Origin of the sequence: Klebsiella sp. HMSC25G12 (genome assembly GCF_001807705.1) — a bacterium.
Lineage (GTDB): Bacteria > Pseudomonadota > Gammaproteobacteria > Enterobacterales > Enterobacteriaceae > Klebsiella > Klebsiella variicola.
On record NZ_KV789923.1, the window covers coordinates 1 to 18189 of the forward strand.

At 44.7% G+C, this 18189-nt stretch carries 11 protein-coding genes; 3 read left to right on the top strand and 8 right to left on the bottom strand.

The window, feature by feature from the left end; all coding sequences use genetic code 11:
- Positions 1-36: 36 nt before the first annotated feature.
- Positions 37-390: a hypothetical protein gene (locus HMPREF3096_RS24890; RefSeq protein ID WP_023322119.1), complete on the bottom strand. Its 354-nt coding sequence runs from the start codon at positions 388-390 to the stop codon at positions 37-39.
- A complete protein-coding gene (locus tag HMPREF3096_RS24895) occupies positions 383-904 on the bottom strand; it encodes a hypothetical protein (RefSeq protein ID WP_032453060.1) in 522 nt (173 codons plus the stop codon). Before HMPREF3096_RS24895 ends, HMPREF3096_RS24890 begins: the two co-directional genes overlap by 8 nt.
- Positions 905-2591: 1687 nt before the next feature.
- Between HMPREF3096_RS24895 and HMPREF3096_RS24905 the strand changes: the two genes are divergently transcribed.
- On the top strand, positions 2592-2882 hold the full coding sequence (locus tag HMPREF3096_RS24905; RefSeq protein WP_032453058.1) for a hypothetical protein: 291 nt from the start codon (positions 2592-2594) through the stop codon (positions 2880-2882).
- A 206-nt stretch (positions 2883-3088) separates the two neighbouring features.
- Here the strand turns inward: HMPREF3096_RS24905 and HMPREF3096_RS24910 are convergent, their stop codons facing one another.
- From HMPREF3096_RS24910 to HMPREF3096_RS24920, 3 genes are all read right to left on the bottom strand, one after another.
- A complete protein-coding gene (locus tag HMPREF3096_RS24910) occupies positions 3089-3712 on the bottom strand; it encodes a recombinase family protein (protein ID WP_032453057.1) in 624 nt (207 codons plus the stop codon).
- Between the two features lie 370 nt (positions 3713-4082).
- Complete coding sequence (locus HMPREF3096_RS24915; protein ID WP_032414561.1) at positions 4083-5117, bottom strand: Atg14 domain-containing protein; 1035 nt, start codon at positions 5115-5117, stop codon at positions 4083-4085.
- Between the two features lie 145 nt (positions 5118-5262).
- Positions 5263-6465 carry a tyrosine-type recombinase/integrase gene (locus tag HMPREF3096_RS24920; RefSeq protein ID WP_070544660.1) on the bottom strand — a complete coding sequence of 401 codons (1203 nt, stop codon included), beginning with the start codon at positions 6463-6465 and terminating at the stop codon, positions 5263-5265.
- A gap of 680 nt (positions 6466-7145) precedes the next feature.
- Between HMPREF3096_RS24920 and HMPREF3096_RS24925 the strand changes: the two genes are divergently transcribed.
- Positions 7146-8516: an FRG domain-containing protein gene (locus HMPREF3096_RS24925; RefSeq protein WP_032729407.1), complete on the top strand. Its 1371-nt coding sequence runs from the start codon at positions 7146-7148 to the stop codon at positions 8514-8516.
- A 400-nt stretch (positions 8517-8916) separates the two neighbouring features.
- Here HMPREF3096_RS24925 and HMPREF3096_RS24930 read toward each other — a convergent pair whose 3' ends face one another.
- Together HMPREF3096_RS24930 and HMPREF3096_RS24935 are read right to left on the bottom strand one after the other, a co-directional pair.
- Entirely contained in the window at positions 8917-12102 is a 3186-nt protein-coding gene (locus HMPREF3096_RS24930) for a DEAD/DEAH box helicase (protein ID WP_227538776.1), read from the bottom strand.
- Complete coding sequence (locus HMPREF3096_RS24935; protein ID WP_004215714.1) at positions 12092-12922, bottom strand: Hachiman antiphage defense system protein HamA; 831 nt, start codon at positions 12920-12922, stop codon at positions 12092-12094. Before HMPREF3096_RS24935 ends, HMPREF3096_RS24930 begins: the two co-directional genes overlap by 11 nt.
- 309 nt (positions 12923-13231) lie before the next feature.
- Between HMPREF3096_RS24935 and HMPREF3096_RS24940 the strand changes: the two genes are divergently transcribed.
- Positions 13232-14596 carry an AbiJ-related protein gene (locus HMPREF3096_RS24940; protein ID WP_004215715.1) on the top strand — a complete coding sequence of 455 codons (1365 nt, stop codon included), beginning with the start codon at positions 13232-13234 and terminating at the stop codon, positions 14594-14596.
- A gap of 580 nt (positions 14597-15176) precedes the next feature.
- Here the strand turns inward: HMPREF3096_RS24940 and HMPREF3096_RS24945 are convergent.
- Complete coding sequence (locus HMPREF3096_RS24945; RefSeq protein ID WP_032729403.1) at positions 15177-17942, bottom strand: LuxR C-terminal-related transcriptional regulator; 2766 nt, start codon at positions 17940-17942, stop codon at positions 15177-15179.
- Positions 17943-18189: the final 247 nt, after the last annotated feature.

An 18189-nucleotide genomic window follows, 5' to 3' on the forward strand; every position in this document is an offset into this window, starting at 1 on the left:
TACCCGAAATCTGATTTATTCAACAAAGCCCCATATTCATTGAAGAGTTGATTCATTTAGCCCTCCCATCGACTGAGCAACTTCAGCCGCTTCTGAGGCTGCTGTTATGGCTTTGTTTCGTTTTGTCTGTGCTTCGAGGATTCGTACAGTTGCATCACGCTGCAAGCGGGTGACCTTTGAAGAAGCCGCTTTCAGAATCCCGTCACAGAACGCTTTATGCTGGTTACTCATAGCGCTGGTGGCCTTAACGTAATCAGCGGGATTGATACCTATAGCTTCACAGAAAGGCTGTACAGCGTCGATGGCAGTCACTGTATGACGTTGCATTAACTGAGCCTGTAAAGTGGCAATCTGAGCCTTGTAAGCGGCTTCAGTGACTTTGTTAGTCATTACCCACCTCATCGGCTACAATCACAGACAGATAGGATTCAAACGGTTTGATTCCCGATAACGCCTCTTCAGCCTGTTTCACCAATACATTGTGAGCATGGATGGCATTATTTACCTTATTCGCTTTCTCAGTGATTCCGGAATCAACAAATTTCTCAGCAGCTTTCTTACATGCCTTTTCAATCTCAGCAAGCGGGTTATGTTTTGGTGACTGCTGTAAGGGTACAAATTTGATAAATCCAGCGCCCATCTCATACACAATATAATTCTCATTCATCATGTTCTGAATAATGGTCTGTACCATCGCTGGGTGTGTAACCTGTCGGATTCTGAATCCATAATCTTCGACTGGCTGAGACATTAGTTGCTTAGTCTTGATAGCAATAAGAGTATCTTTATTCAGGCTGTCTGCGTTGTAAATATCCTTTGCATCTTCGATATTTTCCAGTGCAGCTTTAATTTTGGGGATGAAATGTGATTCGATTTCAATTCGTTTCTGTGTAGGACTATTCATTATTAACGCTCTCGTGAAATTCAGATGCAAAAATACACCACACAGGCCGTCTTTTACGTAACCCGTGTAGTGTCATCTGGAATGTGTAAGGGGGTTGGCTGACCTGTCCCGAGGAAGGGATGCCACAGGAAAGCCATTAATTTGTCAGGAAATCAATCCAATATACAAATGTTAACATGTTGTTAAATTCTGTCAAGGGGTTTCAGTTTCTGACAGATAGCCTTGATAACTTCGTATCTTCTGGTTTTTGTCATCATACGAGGTGGGGTATAACCAGAGGGAGGTGTAATCCCTGTTAATTCGGAAAGGCTCTTATACTGCATGTAGAATTGATGTGTCTTTTCCGCTACGATAGTAAAGTATTTCTTTCTTTTCTTCATTCATGTTAATACTCCTGAAACAGGAAAGGTCACCCCCCATAATAAAACCTGAGAAAGTGACCTTCTAGCTATTCTCATCTATCTAAGACCCTGTTGACCGATTTTGATAAATGAGGATTACTGTATTATTATCATACGTAACTGTGTTTTTGTCCAGTAGCATTTTGTTATTACTGAAATTGATGGATGGTTATTATTGGCGGGGTGGGTGGTATGGCGGAAAAGCATATTTAGCACTTTTTGCTATTGACGGATTTTTTACGATTGATATAATGCATTAAGACCTTTATAGATTATCTTTAAAGTTTTCTGATTATCACTAATTGAATACTACAATAAGAAAATGGCTTACGCCAAAAGCCATTAAAATCTTATTATCTCTTCAAAGATACTTAATCAATACCTTTAAAGATTACTGTTAAGATGTGGAATCACCAATCAAGGAATTATCCTTTCAACATTCGCATGGCTTCGCGTTGTCATGCTCTTGCTTTCGCCTTGTAATCTATTCAGATAGCCTATCAGAACCCCTGTATGCCATTCTGAAGCGTTCCTAATATCAACCTACATTCTTCCCTCAAGGCCCATCATAAGCCCTCAGAAAGCGCTAAAATAGCTCAGGTTACAATTGCATCAAACCATTGCGTTTGATATAATAATCAACCTGTTAGAGATGAGTTCTCTTTGAGTTGTGGGAATATCTGGTGTCGTTGCTTAAGCCCCCGTTGAGTCGGGGTAGCTTGAGAGTTCAACTAGTCCGGCCATATCTAAAGAGATTTATCAAATGGCAGACATTCACAATAAGAGCGAAGACTAAACACCCCCAAATTGTTGAGTCACCTCACCTACAGCAATATTGTGAATTGCAACTTTTCAGACCTTCCCATCTGTTAAGCCATAGACAATCCATCACGGTGAAAAGGGTTCCTTCCCATCAAGCGTTAATCGCTGGTGGGCTGAATGATTTTCCACACCGGAGACTGGAAGAATGAAACCTACTGTACAGACATCAAACCGATTTTTGTTTCTTACCGGAAACGAAGACTTCACCATCCGAAAAACTGCTGCTGCAAAGATTGCCAGAGCACGCGGTCAGCGTTTCTTTGTTCACATCTGCAAGAGACATGGTGCTAGTGAACATTACTCAAGCTGCATGGCTTGTGTTGAATGCCAGAAACAATGGTACAGGGATAACGGTAAGCATAAGCCGGATCCAGACATCAAACCTTTCATCTCAGTTTACCCACTGGTTAAGATGACTTTCAGGGGGTTACAATTCCCTCAGATATTCTCTTAAGGGCCTCTCAATGGATGACGAAAAATTACACACCTACCTTAAAGCTATTGGTATGGGGTGCTTTGTGACGTATTACAGCAAGTTTGCCAACACCACCATTTCACGTGCTGACCTCATTGAATTGCTGCATACTCAGGAAGGATACACAGAAAAAAGCTGTGGGAGCCGCACCAGTAAAGCGAGAGCAATCATTTCCGCAGGGGCAAGTGAAGAAGCACTAAGGCTAATTATTGCGTCTAATCGTGTTAACGATGATTTAAGGGATGAGGCCAGAAAATTACTGATGAAAATTTTTCCGTAAAATCAGGGCATCACTCGTTATTTTCGGCCTTCATTGATTACTGGAACATATCAGTGAAGGTCTGGAAGATTTGATGAGCAGATGAATACCTGCTTAGAGGGCGAACCTGAGAAAGTAGCGTTTAACAAGCAATTCCTCAACATATCTGCAATGAAATCAATGAGAAAGCCCCGCACAAAGCAGGGCGTGACTCTTCACAAGTCAAATTAAGCCATCTCTTTGAGACTCTTACTGACCTTTGCCACCGTTGCCCTTGAGCAATTCACCGTTTCCATTACGTCAGTGTAGGACATACCAGCCTGTAACAGCTTGGCTATTCTCTCATTACGCTGTGTGTCCTCTGGACGGCCTTTGTACTTACCGTCTGATTTGGCCTTTACAATGCCCTGAGCCTGTCTTCTCTTACGGTCTGTGTAATCTTTTCTGGCAATGGCCGCTAACATGTCCAGCATCATCCCGTTTAGCGCCTCAAGCATTCTGCTGGTGAACTCATCACCTGACTGAATAAGCTGGTGGCTTGTTGGCAGGTCTAAGGCAACCACTCTCACACCTTTCTCATTAATCAGTGACCGTAACTTGTTCCAGTCTTCGCCGCTCAAACGTGACAGGCGGTCTACCTGCTCCACTAAGAGAACATCTCCCTTCTGCGCAATCTCAAGCAGTCTGAACAACTCAGGACGCTGTAGCGATGCACCTGATTCATTCTCTGTGAAGTAGCTTGAAATGGTCATACCGTTGGCTGTAGCGAACTCATCCAACTGACCTTTGGCGCGTGTTGCGTCTTGCTGAGTGGTGGAAGCTCTGAGGTAAGCATAGACACGTGAAGTCATGATAGTTAACCGTAGCAGTCTGTTTAAGATGGTTCAATTATATCAGTCTGTTTTATATGGTTCAATAAATCATTTTTGGGGTGAACTGGTTCAGTAAATCGGTGCTTGTTGAGGTATACCTAAACCAGACTGGAAACAGTGTGTAAATTACCAGTAAGTTCACTGTAATCATCAAAGAACAGAAAAATGGCTTGAGGTCAGGGCTGGCAAGCCATCGAAGAAGAAAACATGGGGTGTGAGAAAACTGTTAATCACTGTTAAATAAATGAATAATCACTCAAATTGGTCAGTAATTTCGGGCTTTTAATGCATAGCTATGCAATATTTGAAAATGAAAAAGAAAGGCCGTCTAGTCTGACGGCAACCTTAATCATCCGGCTGTTGTCCCTGAAATTACAGCCCTGTTTTTGATATTGTTAATTATATTCTTGTTTTTCTTTGAGTTATTCATATAAACATTTTTGTTGATAATTTTCAGTGTCGATGAAAGCTCATTGATAAGCAAATCCATTTCTTTGTGTCTGCTGATATTCGTGGTAACGCCATAATCAAGTTCTTGGTTGTACGACTCACGGATGTCCTTAACAAGGGATAAGGCATTTGATATGGTTTCCATGAGGATTTTATTTCGCTCTTCCTGGTACTCTACGACATAGCCAGCAATCTCTAACTCTTCATCACTGAATAGGCTGGAAAGCTCATCTTTGATACTGTTCAGTGAGCGGCTGTCTGAAACATTATTGAAGCCATTAACTAATTTTATGACCTCAAATACTCTATTCCTCCAGAAGTCAGTCTCTTTCTGTACACTCTCTCGCTGCTCTTCTAGATTTTTTATCGAGGATTCAATCTCATGCCTTCTATTTTCCCCTTGCTCTTCTAATTTTTTTATTGCGGATTCAATTTCGTATTTTCTCTTTTCCAATTGCTTGAGGTTTTCTTCAATTGTTTTGGTGTCGAGAACTTCTCTTTTCTGTTTTTCTTGCTCCTGAATGACCTTTGTATGCTCCTTTTCCTCAGCAAGCTCTTGGGCTTTATTTGCCTCAACTTTCTTTTCGGCTATAGCAATATCATCATCATATTTATCTATGATTTTTTGTTTCAGGTCTTCTCGTTGTTTTTTATCTGCGCGTTTATGGGCTGCGGAAAGCCATTGTTTCAAATAGGGTGATATAATAGCCAGGAAAACGCCCAGTATTAAAGGTGCAACAAGAAAATGAACATAAAACCAATCCTGAGATATAATGTCGGTTATTCGCTCTTCTACTGTTTTCTTGCTCATAAACAACTTTGCGATGTTCTGCCAGTTGAACCCTATCCATGATAGTAATATATAACCCCATAACGGGTTGGACAGCCTCTCTTTGAGAGCCAGAGTTACCGACTCCTTCAAACCATCATCCATTGTTCAGTCTCCATATATGATTATATGTTTGGTAAATGATATTCCACTGCAAAAGCAACGTAAAATTCTTTCGTCAAATTGACTGTGAACGTTTGAGGCTGGGACATCAAGCCGCCAATACAAGGATAGACGGCTGAAGGTCAAGTTACAGGTCAAAATTGACCTTTTCCACGTACTGAGCAAGCTCTTTGAGTGAAGCCCCTTGACTGTAAGTCTTGAAAGACTCTGTGCTCCCCCTCTCGTGACCTACAAGAAGCGCTATCCTGTCTTCAGGCACTTTGAGGCGGTCAAGTTCGGTGATGAACATCCCACGCAACGAGTGAAAGACTTTCCTCTCCGTTTCCTTCTCGCCTAAAGCCTTTCTCTTTGCTCTGGTGAATTGCTGTGTATGCCATGTAGAGCGCTTACCATCAGCCCTGTCTGTTAACGCTGCATGTCTGAAAAGAAACTTATCCGTATGGTTTTGAATTAGCGTGTCAATAAGTCCGTTAATTGAAGGATGAATGGGAACCAATCGGGCAGCATTCTTTGTTTTGCCTTTTGAGATGCGTAAACACCTTACGTTTTCCTCTGTCACAATATCATCAGTGGTGAGGCTACAAATTTCATTCAATCTCATCCCTGAATAAAGGCCGATTAAGGTTACCTGTTTCATCTCATCATTGAGTAACTCAAAGACCTTGCTTAACTCAGAAATAAGGAAAGGCTCATAGCTATCATGTGAACTTTTGGCCTCTAACCTATGCCCTCTGAAAGGATTATCTTTAGGCGCATCGTGATAGCGATTCTTTGCAAAATCGAATAGTTGAGCCAGTGCGCTTATATAGTTTTGTAGCGTTTGAGTTGCTTTCTCTTTTTTCAGTTGGTCAAGCCATCCGGTTACTACCGTTCTGTTAATATTCTGAAGCTGTGAATCACGTTGCTTAATGTGAGAAAGAATTAACTCAACGGCTTTAGTTATCTTTGAAAGCGTTGTTAGTTTGCGTTTATCGCTATATTGCAGCAAATAAAGGTCACGTATTTGTATCAGTGTAGGACAGCGCTCGATATTAGCCCCGTAATTCACTGGTGATTCCTTTGCAAAGTTGCTGATACCACGTAGTTCATTGATTATCTGCTCAACCTTTGAGCCGTGTTGTTTTGGCTTAAGCTGTTCCCTTAGCTTGATGAACTCTACCGCTATAGCATCCCTGAAAAGCCTTGCTTGCCTGATATCTTTGGTGGCTGTGGATTTCATGTAGTAGCGCTTACCGTTGAAGTAAGGCTTCATGTAGGACGGTATAACGATTCGCACCATGTAAACCCCGCAATGGTCGAGAATCAGATATCTGTCACGCTTGTAAGTCATGTAAACCCCTGATATTTTGTCGGGGCAGTTTCAGGGTTGATATATACCTTTTGTTGCTGGTGAAAAGTCTAATTAACTAAGTTTAATCAACCAGTTAGCTAGGCTTTGTAGATAATTCATTAGAGTCTGCGAAGGTCGTAGGTTCGACTCCTATTATCGGCACCATCTTTTATAATAAAATCATCAAGTTATTATTGCATTGTTTTGCTTTGTTCAACACTAATGTGCAATTTTGCGCGTTGTAGATGTGGCAAAATTGTGGCAAGTACAGTGAGATTGTTTGTGGCTCAATGCAAGGGTATGCTAACAGCACGTGTTACCTTTTAGCTCCCGCCTATCTTGCCTTTTGAGCAATATTTCTACTTCTTGTTACGGACGTTGTCAGGCCTGCACGGTTAGGTTGAAAGGATGTTACTACAACAACATACACAGGCATTCAAACGCGTTTAGTCGTCCATTTGGGAATTTGCATTGACTTGGCTACCCATTCGCATTTTACTTGGACATCTCTAACAAAAATGCAACCAATACCCAGTTAAACTGGAAGGTAGCTTTGAGCGAACTGCGGACATTGCTAACAACGTTCTGTGTAACAGCGGGGCACAGCTCGCGAAATGTTTAATAATTCACCAGTTCTGGCATAATGCAAATACAACGTAATTCATGCAAGGATGACATACATGTTGAACCTTATCGTGGTCGGTAATCCCGATTATTACAGTTTCTTCTCTGACAGTAAGGGTGAAGAGTCTTTTCCAGTTTCCCGGCTTTTTGAATCCACCCCTGACTCACTCAGAAAGAAACTGCTCCCCCTGACCAGCAAAACCTATCAGTTTCTTCAGGAACTGCCGGTCATCTTTATGACAGAGCCGGAGTTTGAAGTTGATGAGGAAGGCAATACAGGCGGTTATTACAGTCACATCCGCATTGGGAGAATAAGTAACATCAGAGCAAAAACTATAAACCGGGAAAAAGTTCTCGCTTTTAACTATGACTTAACCGATATTATCGGCAAAAAATTCTTAACCAGTGAAAAAGAATACGTGAAGAAGCTGGAACTGGGCAGCTTCGGACTGAACAGAAATTTCTGGGCAGTCAAAGATATAGACGTTAAAGAATTTTTCGAAATATTAGGTATCAGTGTAAAAGCCCCTGAAGCTTCCGCTGCGGTTAAAACCGAAGCACCTGACAATAATGAAGACCTTGAGGTAATTTCGGATATCAATGAATATCTGGAAATCATACTGAATCATCCTCAGGAAAATAATGAAGAGGTGTTTTACCGGGGTCACTCCGACATCAGCTATCAGTTAGAACCTTCGCTGTTCCGCAAGAATACGCAGGGCAACTATCGCTACCGATATCACGAGTCGGATATGATTACCGAGCTGCTGACGGTTCAACCTGCCGAGTTCAGAGATGACCGCTATATGCTGGATAAGCTTGTACGCATGCAACATTACGGCTTACCCACCCGCCTGCTTGACGTCTCAACTAACCCGCTCATCGCACTCTATTTCGCGTGTTCCAAAATCAAACGAGATAAAGATGGAAATGAAATTGATGGCAACGTCATTATATTGACGGCACCCAAAAGTGAAATTAAGTTTTTCGACTCCGATACTGTAAGTTGTATAGCCAATCTTTCCCGGCTTCCATCACGTATCAAAAGCAACCTGAATACCAGCTTGGCGACTCAGGCATTTAATGCCACCGAAGAGTGCGGGCAGTTGCTTCATCTGATCCGTGATGAGAAGTCCTATTTCAAAAACATTATCGATCCGGCACATCTGAGTAAAATCGTTCTAGTTAAAGGGCGGTTCAGCAACGCCCGCATTTCGTCTCAGGCTGGAGCGTTCCTCTTATTTGGCGAAAACGTGGACCTGCCAGAAACGGGGCTAAGTACGCTGAACGTCAGAAAACTGGTGATTAGAAACAAGGAACGCCTGATGCAGCAGCTCAGCCGCTTCGGCATCAACGAAAGCACGGTTTATCCGGGTATAGAGAAAGCTGCAACGGAAATCGCCAAACTCTACGATGGTCGGAGCTGATAACAGATAGGCATACGGTGCCACTGTATGCCTTCCCTGTGCTATCTGGCCGTTAGGCATGAGCGCTGTAGCCCACTCCTGACTGCATGTATATGTGCTGGAAGAGTAAAAAGAAATCTCAAGCGTTTCTAACTTATTGTATTATTTATTGATTACCTTCTTCTCTCTTCGATTTAATTTGCTATTTTGAAGGCTATCACCCCAACTTCCGTTTCTGGCACAGAGCGGACAAGCTCACTGGGCCAAAGGTCTGCTGTGAGCGAGGAGAGGAAGTTCCAGTGTTCTGCAACAGACGAAGGCCCTAATCAATGGATAGCTGGGAATGGTTAATATGCCATTGCTCTAAGTTAAAAGAATCTGTGTGCTCCTGGCTCTGGTAGTCTCAATGAAGATAATATTATCAAGGTGCAGTGATTGTTTTAAATACATCAAAAAAATAAGATGGGAAGCCTTGTAGCATTACTTCAAATCTCTCTGGGTTTTGTCGAATCATGTGTCGGGCGTCAAAACTAACTTGAATAGCACCTTGAGTCGTTCCTTCTGCAAGACACTGGGCAATTACGCGTTCAGCAAATCCCGCTTCAAAAAAGGCAATGCAACTCTGATTCGGAAGTCCATATTTCAATCGCTTCTGAAGAAGATCAACATATTCTCTAAAAACCTCACCCGCCTGTTCTGAAGAGAACGCGAGAAAGGATTCCTTTACCGCTGCGAGCAACAGCGCAAACTCAAAGCCAAATGTTTGTTCACACAGGTCTACAACCACATCAAGATCAAATTTTCTTTGGTTCGCACCATAGGGATAGGATGCACCCAATTTGTCAAGCCGTTGAACGAGAGCTGCAAACGAATCTCCAGCCAGCCACCCCAATGCTAATGTCTTTAGTGCCCCATTAGGAACTGTGTCACTCAACCGTTTTTCATTAGATAAGAGTACTAAAAGCGGCCATAGCACATCAAACAGGTGATCGGCAGAGGTTGCTCCCTCGAGTGCGTTTGCATTTGTAGTGACCCATGATTCGATTGCCAATGCTTGATCAATACCTAACAAAGTCCGCCCGAAACGCTTCTGGATCGCTGTATCTGGAACAAAAAGTTCGATCCTTCGCGCCACAGACTCGAAGATATCTGTCAGGAGTATTTGTTGCTCCTCAGTGGCAAGCGAGTAGGCAAGTGTTTCAGTAACCAATTCTCGAGAGTTGTCCACAAAAGTTTCGGGCTGAACATCACTACGATATGTCATTAAGAAGCTTTCAATTGCTTCAATTATCTTTTTCTTGGATTTAAGTTGTTCGATTAGTGAAGCGACCGAAAAGTTCTGTTTAGGAATATTGATAGGAACGCTCTCTACCCACTTTAAAAGAGTTTCCCAGTCATTGACAATGTAAGTGGCTACTTCAGCAGAGCTTGAAGAGCTTAGAGTAACTGTTCCGAGGTCATTTCGCAGAGGATCGAAAAGAGAAAGCAATGTACTTCCAGTTGGCTCAGCACTATCAGGATTGATTAGATTGATCGTTTCTTGCCAACGGTACGTCTTTGCGAAACGCTCGTCATAGAGACGGGGGTCAGTGAAAATAACAGTACCCTCACCGTACATTCCGGCACGTCCAGCGCGTCCCATGAGATTATGGAAGTCGCGTACTTTGATCGATTCACGCCCCTGCATTGCGCTTGTTACAAGTAGGTATCGAATCGGAAGGTTAACACCCTGTGCAAGTGTCGAGGTGCAGATGATCAATCGAATAAGGCTTTGCCTCATAGCATACTCAATAGCCAGACGAACACCTTGGGGAGTGTTGCCGTGATGAGCAAAAATGCCTAAAGCAGCTGCTTGTGTCAAATATGCATTAGCACCAAAATTACGTTCGAAGAGATAAACAAAGCGACGAATCTCATCAGGGTCACTATGGGCAGAAGGTGGCTCAAGTGAAATTCCACGACGAAAAATATCTTCGGCGGCCTCACGAACAATTTTTGCAGCAGAAGACTTTCTTCCTGTAAAAATAGCAACCCCACCATTTTTCAGCAGGCGTAAACTAAGATATAACGCTATGGAGCCACTCTCCTGAGTAGGGAAAAAACGATCCTTTCTTTCCTTAGGTAATCGAGGCATTTTTTCTGAAACAATAACTCGCGGGACAAAGAATTTCTGATCGCTATCAGAGGCCACATTGAACTGAAGTTGACCATCTTTACCTTTCGGAAGGCTGGCAAAGGCAATGAGTCTACTAGCCTGTAAGGCTCTACTGGAGACAACCTTTGAACCGTCATTTAATAGCCATGCAGCAACAGAAGCAGCATTCTGAATTACTGCTGAAATCAACACGCTCTGGGCATTTTCGTGTAGCATTCGCTTAATGGATGTTAACAGCAGTTCATAAGTTACACCCCGGCTGCCTGTGTCAAACTGATGCCCTTCGTCATAAACTACCAGTCCAGCTTTCTGAACAATGTCTGGCTCTTGTCGAAGTATGTAAAGAAGCTTTTCCGGGGTAAGAATAATGACCTGTGGCTTCGATTCGACCTCTGAGTCAAATATTCCATATTCCAAATCGAGAAAATCTGATAAGTTAGAAAAATCGAACTCGACATCTGGTTGCAACGCGTCACTGGGTTGATTGACGTCATAGCCATCATCCTTGAATGCCTTTTCAAGATCGTTTGCTATCTCTTGGCATAGTGCCCGGAAGGGAGCGATAACTAAGGCCAATTTCGTACGAGCAGAAAGAAATGCCGACCTAATAATAAGCTCGGTAGCTCTAGATTTCCCGGCGCTCGTCGGCATCTGAACTACTCCTGATATCCCTCTATACAATCCAGCCTCTCCTAGCAAGCGCTGAGATGGCCACATTTCCTTAATTGACATAGAACGCGATAAATATGTCTCCCACTTTTCTTGCGGGAGGTTGCTATAGCGTGGAAGTAATGTCCAAGCAGAATTAGCGATGCGAGTGGCACTAATCGCTCCGAGCAAATCGGCCATAAGTAGGTCATGTGCAGACGCATGGCTATAGGCCCATTCGCGCAATGATTTAATTGCATCATAGGCTTTCTGCCGGCCATTCCGGCCATTCCTGAAGTGTTGGCACAAAACATCCAAAATATCTTTTGCACGTGAAGACTCTAATGTCTCGTTGGTATGCTCCCAAGGCCGATCCATCGCAGTTTTAACTGCTATAGCTAAAGTATCGTGCTTAGGAAAATCTAGTTGGCTCAGTTTAGATAATTGGACTGAAGCATTTCCGGGTACATCGCCAAGATAAAAACCAGCAGCTGCAAGTATGCGAAGATTGAAGGAGAGTTCTTTGTTAAGCAGGGAATCGTCAAAAGCTTGAAGGACTTGAGCTGAAAAAATAACCTCATCCAGTGGGGTTTGGGATTGTGCTTCAATCGAATTGCCGATGGTCTTAGCCACCACTTCGGACGCAAAGTCGCCGACAGTACCAACAGCTAATGGAAACTGCATCTGCAAATCGAGATCATCAGGAAGCTCTATATGGTCTCCTTCAGGAACTCCATACTCAAACATTTTTCCTTTTGATAGCGTAACTGCCGCCGCATATCGAGCACGTTTTTTAGGCTTCATTTTCTGCCCTCCAATAGAGAGCGTGAACAAATTTCATAAGCGATTTAGCATGTATCACAACCAACATAAGGTTTTTAATATTTTCATGCGAAGTGCAGTCTGTAGTTTCAGATATGTGAACAGAATCATAAAGACTTGAACAAAAAACAGCCGCCGCCCCTGTCATTCGTACATAAGGGACATCCAACCCTTCTTGAAAGCGTTCTACCCGATCTGCACCTTCTTCATCTTGACGATCAATTAAACGGCGCTTCATCGCATTAAGGGATTCTGAAATTCGATACACATCCTTTATCGAGTCGATAACGGCGTCTTGCAATCTAGGCTTTGCTTTCTTACCACTGAGTTGTGCTTTCGACTCAAAAGAAATCAAGATATCTTTTGTAGATGGCCGTGATGGGCCTATGCCATCAAACTTAAACGCTAAGACATCTGTTCCCTTTGGGGACTCGTTGCGAACCATTTTGTTGTCATATCGGGTACGTGGAACCCAAAAACCAAAATGGCTTTCAAGTAGATCCGCGATAAGGATTTCAGCAAAATCACCGGAGCGCGTTGCTGGGCCAAAATCTTCAGACTCATCAGGAAACACCAAGTCTCTCAAATACTCGGCTCGCGATTTGTTAGTCCCTCTGCGCAGGCGATCAATTTGGCTATCAAGACAGTAATGCTCACGGAAATGTTTGGCCCATGCGGATAGTACAAGCCCTGCTTCAAGATCGATTTCGAGCTCGTATACCTCTATCTCATTGCCGTCAGAAGTGGTTATGCTATGTTCAGCTTTTTTGAGCCAAGCTGAGTACGGTTGTCCAGCAGTCATTGTAACCATTTTTCCTCTTTCTTAAGCACTCCGTGGCTTAACGCTTTGAGATGCGACGGCGAAATCGACAGTTTGCGGGCATAGTACTCCCTTTGATTTTACTGCTATGAGCTCCGCAGGGTGAATATATTGACGCCTAAGACGGTAAGCCAGGTTATACGAGAAAACAGGCCCTAAATTGTCCATATAAGATGGCATGGAACTGCCGACTTTGGTAGCCGGTCTTACTCGAATGTGATGATGACATCATTGGCATAGCGGTATATTAGTCAACAGAGAACAGGTGTGTAGCAAAGTAAGGGGAAATCAATGGATATCTTAGCGTTAAAAGAATTACTTCGCCCTGTGGTGGGAAACTTGAAAAATCACTGCACTAACGAAAAAATCCCTGATCTCTGTCGTCACTTGGGTCTACCTGTGCCCAAAGAGGAAGGATCCAAGCGCGAGCGCTTGCATGGAGCCTTTGATTTACTCGATGACGCAGATATGCCGGAGTTTGCAAGAACGCTTTTGGCGCAGAAGGTTTTCAATCCAAGCATACGCAACAATATCCAAGACCTCCTATGGGCGGACGAGCCCATCATCGATATACCCAAGCGTCATCGTCGTGAACTGGCAGAAGCTCTGCAACCATTTGAATTATTTGGCCACTGGGAAAATTTCAAGCGTTTATTAAATGATCTGTTTGTTTTTCCGTTGGATTTAAGTGAAATGTTTTCGATTCATGAGACAGGGATTCTTGGCGAAATTCACCGACATTTTGTACGAAATCCTGAAGACGGTGACGTGGCATGGTTATTTGAAAAACTACAGATAGTCGAACTATCAGCTCCACGTTTCCGTAGGTGGCTCGAAGGTTTAGTCTCTGCGGACGTGCAGATCAGTATCGAAAGGCAGTTAGCAAAGGTTGAGGCCGTTAATAAAGTTTTAAGAACCTGTGGAGCTGAGCTTATCCATAGCTCTGATGCTGAAGGCTATCCGGTTTTTAGCCTGATATCGTTGCGGACATTTCGAGGGCGCCCTAAGAACATTATTTTTGCCTCTCTCACCAAACCCGATATTCGCTTGAGTGACTCTCTTAATAACGAAATTGAAATTCTTTCAAACTCCAATGAGGTTTTGATCTATGATCGTCCATTAAGTTCCGAGGGATTGAGTTGGCGAGAACTGCAGGCATGGTGGGCAGATTTTATTTGTGAAGAGAATAGCGAAGAGGCAAAAATTTCGCTTTATCGACGATTGCAGCAAAGTTTGCCTAATTCGTCTCCGCCCCAGAAAAAGTTTTTCAAGGAATTCTTTCGACAATATAGGTCAGCAATTTATGACTTACCTGCATTGCTACCAGAAGTTTGGCTGCACTGGGATCCCAAAACCGTATCTGAGAGAGGCGCTGGAGCATTACTCAATCATCGGATGGATTTTCTTTTGCTAATGCCTGATGGCGGTAGGGTTGTGATCGAAATCGATGGCATTCAACATTACTCAGATGAAACAGGTAGGGCGAGTAGGAGTAAGTATGCAGATTTGGTTGCAGCTGATCGTAGCTTAAAATTGGCAGGTTATGATATTTATCGTTTTGCAGGTGTCGAACTTCATCACGACGATGCTTCATACAAAATAAAGTGCTTTTTTGATGCTTTATTTAAATATCATGGGATAAAAATAAAATTTTAGCTAAATTTTTAAAAAAAAAGCACTATATAAGCTTAGAGTAATGGTTTGGGTTCGCCTTCAGGGCGGTGGTCACTTTATTTTATTTGACTCGCTACTCACAGTAGTGATACAAATAAATGTTAGCAATGTCCAGTATTTGCATATAGCAGTCATTCAGATTTGAGACCTGTAGCCTAACACTCCCGAATCTTAGTGGTCAGATTTTATTGGCGATGCTCGACTAATCTGCAAACGGTGAAAAGATAAAATGTAAATGGATAGTCAAATCAAATGTAACTACGCATGCATTAGTATTTTCGACTAATTAGATGTAAGATGTTAACGTCTAATGTAGGATGTTCCATTCAGGCCAGAGTGCCAAAAAAAAGCCCGTTCTTACCAGTCGGGCTTCTTTATGTCAGCTTTCATGTAAGTATCCCGCATAATCGTGCCATTCATATTTAGAATTCATCCGGCATAATCAATCTGCCAACGAAGGAGATCGCTATGCGTAAAGCCCGTCTATCCGTGGCTCATAGCCCCGTTAAGAAAGTGGCTCGTCTTTATAATATTTTGCGCCCAGGCCTCCCTGTTCAAACCGTTAATCCAGTAATTTCATCTCCAGCGCCCGGCTCATCGCTTGAGTGCGACTATTCACTTTGAGCTTCGCGTAGATATTTTTGATGTGCCATTTGACCGTTTCAGCAGAAATAACGAGGGAGCGAGCAATTTCTTTATTCATCTGACCTTCAGCGATCAGTTGTAATACCTGCAACTCTCGCTCGCTGAGTTCCCCATGAATATCGGGGCTTCCACTATTAAACGGTGTTCCATCTGCAGGCGCGCGCTTGCCGGCCCAGGGTTCATGGACTATCCCTTCCTCTGTACAAGCCGAAGAGGATTCATTCATACCGATAAGCAAAGGTTGCAAGGTATCGCCAGCTTCAAGAAAGAGGCCCTTGAGATGCTGTTGTTCAGCCAGCTGCACGACTGGCTGAAATGTTGTGCGCGCTGCCGCAGTTTTGCCGCTGTTCCACAAGGCTAATGACCAGAGCGTACGCAGACGCGCTGCGGTTAACCTGCCCCCCCGGTTTTCCTGATCAGAGACCATGTCAGCCAGGAGAATACAGGCTTGCGGCGCCTGGCCTGTGGCGAGAAGAAGGCGACAGTGGCTAAGGGATGCATACAGAACGATAGCGCGTTGACAGGGGTGTTCGGCATCCATTCTGAAGCTGGCGGCCATTTGTTCAAGCTGTCGCTGCAGTTGCTCTGCGCCTGTGACATTGCCGCGCTGCAGCCGCACTCTCACCTGCTCGGCTAACATCATGGCCTGGAGCCGTTGCCAGCCGCGAGACACGGCAAGACGCTGCGCATGCTCCAGCAATCGCTCGGCCTCATACGGCATATCACCATCCAGGGCCTGACGCGCGAGATAGGTATAGCAACGACTCAGCGCATCGGGTGGACTGAATCGGTCGATGAATTCGAGCCGGTCGGCTAACAGATGATCGGGCGAGTCACCACTCTGACATTCATAGGCTATCTCCGCCAGCAGCGGCGCCAGCGTCGCGCCACTGGTCGACTGGGTACCGGTATAACATTCAGCCTGGCGCAACGTTTTCTCTGCGTACCACCCGGCTTTCCCCAGATCGCCCTGACAAAGATGGCACTGGGCAATGATAAAAGCGCGATAAACCGAGACAAACAGATTATCTAAAGGACTTTCCGGAGAGGGCATATGCTGTTGAACCTCCAGCGCATCGTGATAGCGCTGGTTAACAACATGGCAATAGCTGAGAATATTGCATATCAGACCATCAACCCAGGTGTCGCCGCAGGGCACTTCGGCCAGCAACGGCTGAACAATAGCCAGACTCTCCGGGATGTTTTCCGCAAAGGCTTCGCAAATTGCCCGCACAACGCGCAATTTACACCAGGTGCTGCGAGTTAAATCCTCACGATGATGAAGTACCATCTGATCGAGGTTATCAAGCAGCTGCCTCGACTCATCAAAGTGGAAATAATGCGCCAGTGCCCAGGCCAGATTAATTTGCAGGTCAATGCGCGAAGGATCGGTGCTGGGCGGTAAATGATGCATCCATGAGATCAGGGTATCGATATCCCCTTCTTCCGCCAGTGACTGAGCGCTTGCGCCGTCCTGTACGGGGCTATGCACCGGCTTGCCTGCGCTGAGCGCATGGCGTACCGCCTCAGACCACAGCTTCTGTTCGACGAACCAATGACTGGCTAATTCATGTAGCTGTTTGCGATCAATATCGTTGTTCTGCTGCAGCATGGTCCGAAGATTTTCCTGCAACAGAGGATGGTAGCGGAACCAGTAGCCTTGTTCGTCAAGGGCTGACAAAAAAAGGTTGTGTCGCTCAATCCATGCCAGCATCGCTTTACTATCATCACGTCCAGTCACTGCATTGCATAATTCGGCATTTAACCGACTGAGGAAGGACGTTTTCACCAGAAAATCAAGAACCTCTTCCGGCAGCGGATCCAGTACCACCTCTTTCAGATAGCGGGCAATAGACCGTGTTCCTCCATGCATATTGCGCAACAGATGCTCGGGATCATGCTGTAATTCTGCGGACAATGAAGCGATCTTCATCCCTGCAATCCAGCCCTCAGTCACGGACTGTAGCCGCTGTGCATGGTGGTTGCTGAGGGGTAGCGCAACCGTGCGGCTAAAATAGTGTTTTGTTTCTTCGAGCGTAAATTGCAGGTCTCGATCATAGATTTCCACCAGTTGGTCCTGGGCCTGCAGCTGGCTCAGCGCAAGATTCGGGTGGAAACGGCTGCCAATGATCAGATGCAAGGCGGCAGGCGCATGCTTGATTAAATACCCCAGGGCTTCATAGACCCCACGATCGTTAATCACGTGGAAGTCGTCGATGATCAGGTATACGTCATGCGGGCAATAGTGTAGCTGGTTAATGAGCCCGGCCAGCAGTTGCTCGGAGCTGGAGAGCTTCTGTTCTTCCATGTCACGCCAGAAATCGGCGTCCCAGTCAGCATAGAGTGGACGCAATGCTTGCAGCAGATAAGGAATAAACTGCCATACGTCATCATCATCCTCATCGAGGCTCAGCCAGGCGATACGTTCACCCTGGGCGACCATCTGCTGATGCCATTGCGCCAACAGCGTGGTTTTGCCAAATCCAGCGCCGGCGCAGACGACGCCCAGCCGGCACTGCTGAACGGGACTGAGAAGCTGAAGAAGCCGGGGGCGCTCCAGCAATTGTATTGAGGAGCGAGGCGGGACGAATTTGGTCAGGATTAACGGCAAGCCTCGCGTCAGCCGCAATGGCCCGGAGACCAGTGAGGGTGATTGGCGACCTTCTAAATCCAATGGCTTCATCCGTGGTGTCTACTCGTTTTGTTTTTTTTCAATTGTACGCCAGCCACCGGGATGACATGGGGCAGGCAAACTTTATGGCCACACAAAATTTAGAAAGTTTGACCTCAAGCATGAAAACCCCCACCTACCCCCCCATGAAGGTGGCTTCGCACTCTCTCTAACCGCTCGTAGATTCATTGCATGGGTGTGGCCAGGGTTATTCGCCCTGTCTGTTGGCCCCGCCTGGGTGACCTTTATTGAGGAGAAT

Bases quoted from the DNA above. Each gene is read 5' to 3' on its own strand.
- HMPREF3096_RS24910 (WP_032453057.1), bottom strand. From the start codon at position 3,712: ATGACTTCACGTGTCTATGCTTACCTCAGAGCTTCCACCACTCAGCAA.
- HMPREF3096_RS24945 (WP_032729403.1), bottom strand. From the start codon at position 17,942: ATGAAGCCATTGGATTTAGAAGGTCGCCAATCACCCTCACTGGTCTCC.
- HMPREF3096_RS24935 (WP_004215714.1), bottom strand. From the start codon at position 12,922: ATGACTGCTGGACAACCGTACTCAGCTTGGCTCAAAAAAGCTGAACAT.
- HMPREF3096_RS24930 (WP_227538776.1), bottom strand. From the start codon at position 12,102: ATGAAGCCTAAAAAACGTGCTCGATATGCGGCGGCAGTTACGCTATCA.
- HMPREF3096_RS24925 (WP_032729407.1), top strand. From the start codon at position 7,146: ATGTTGAACCTTATCGTGGTCGGTAATCCCGATTATTACAGTTTCTTC.
- HMPREF3096_RS24890 (WP_023322119.1), bottom strand. From the start codon at position 390: ATGACTAACAAAGTCACTGAAGCCGCTTACAAGGCTCAGATTGCCACT.
- HMPREF3096_RS24915 (WP_032414561.1), bottom strand. From the start codon at position 5,117: ATGGATGATGGTTTGAAGGAGTCGGTAACTCTGGCTCTCAAAGAGAGG.
- HMPREF3096_RS24940 (WP_004215715.1), top strand. From the start codon at position 13,232: ATGGATATCTTAGCGTTAAAAGAATTACTTCGCCCTGTGGTGGGAAAC.
- HMPREF3096_RS24895 (WP_032453060.1), bottom strand. From the start codon at position 904: ATGAATAGTCCTACACAGAAACGAATTGAAATCGAATCACATTTCATC.
- HMPREF3096_RS24905 (WP_032453058.1), top strand. From the start codon at position 2,592: ATGGATGACGAAAAATTACACACCTACCTTAAAGCTATTGGTATGGGG.
- HMPREF3096_RS24920 (WP_070544660.1), bottom strand. From the start codon at position 6,465: ATGACTTACAAGCGTGACAGATATCTGATTCTCGACCATTGCGGGGTT.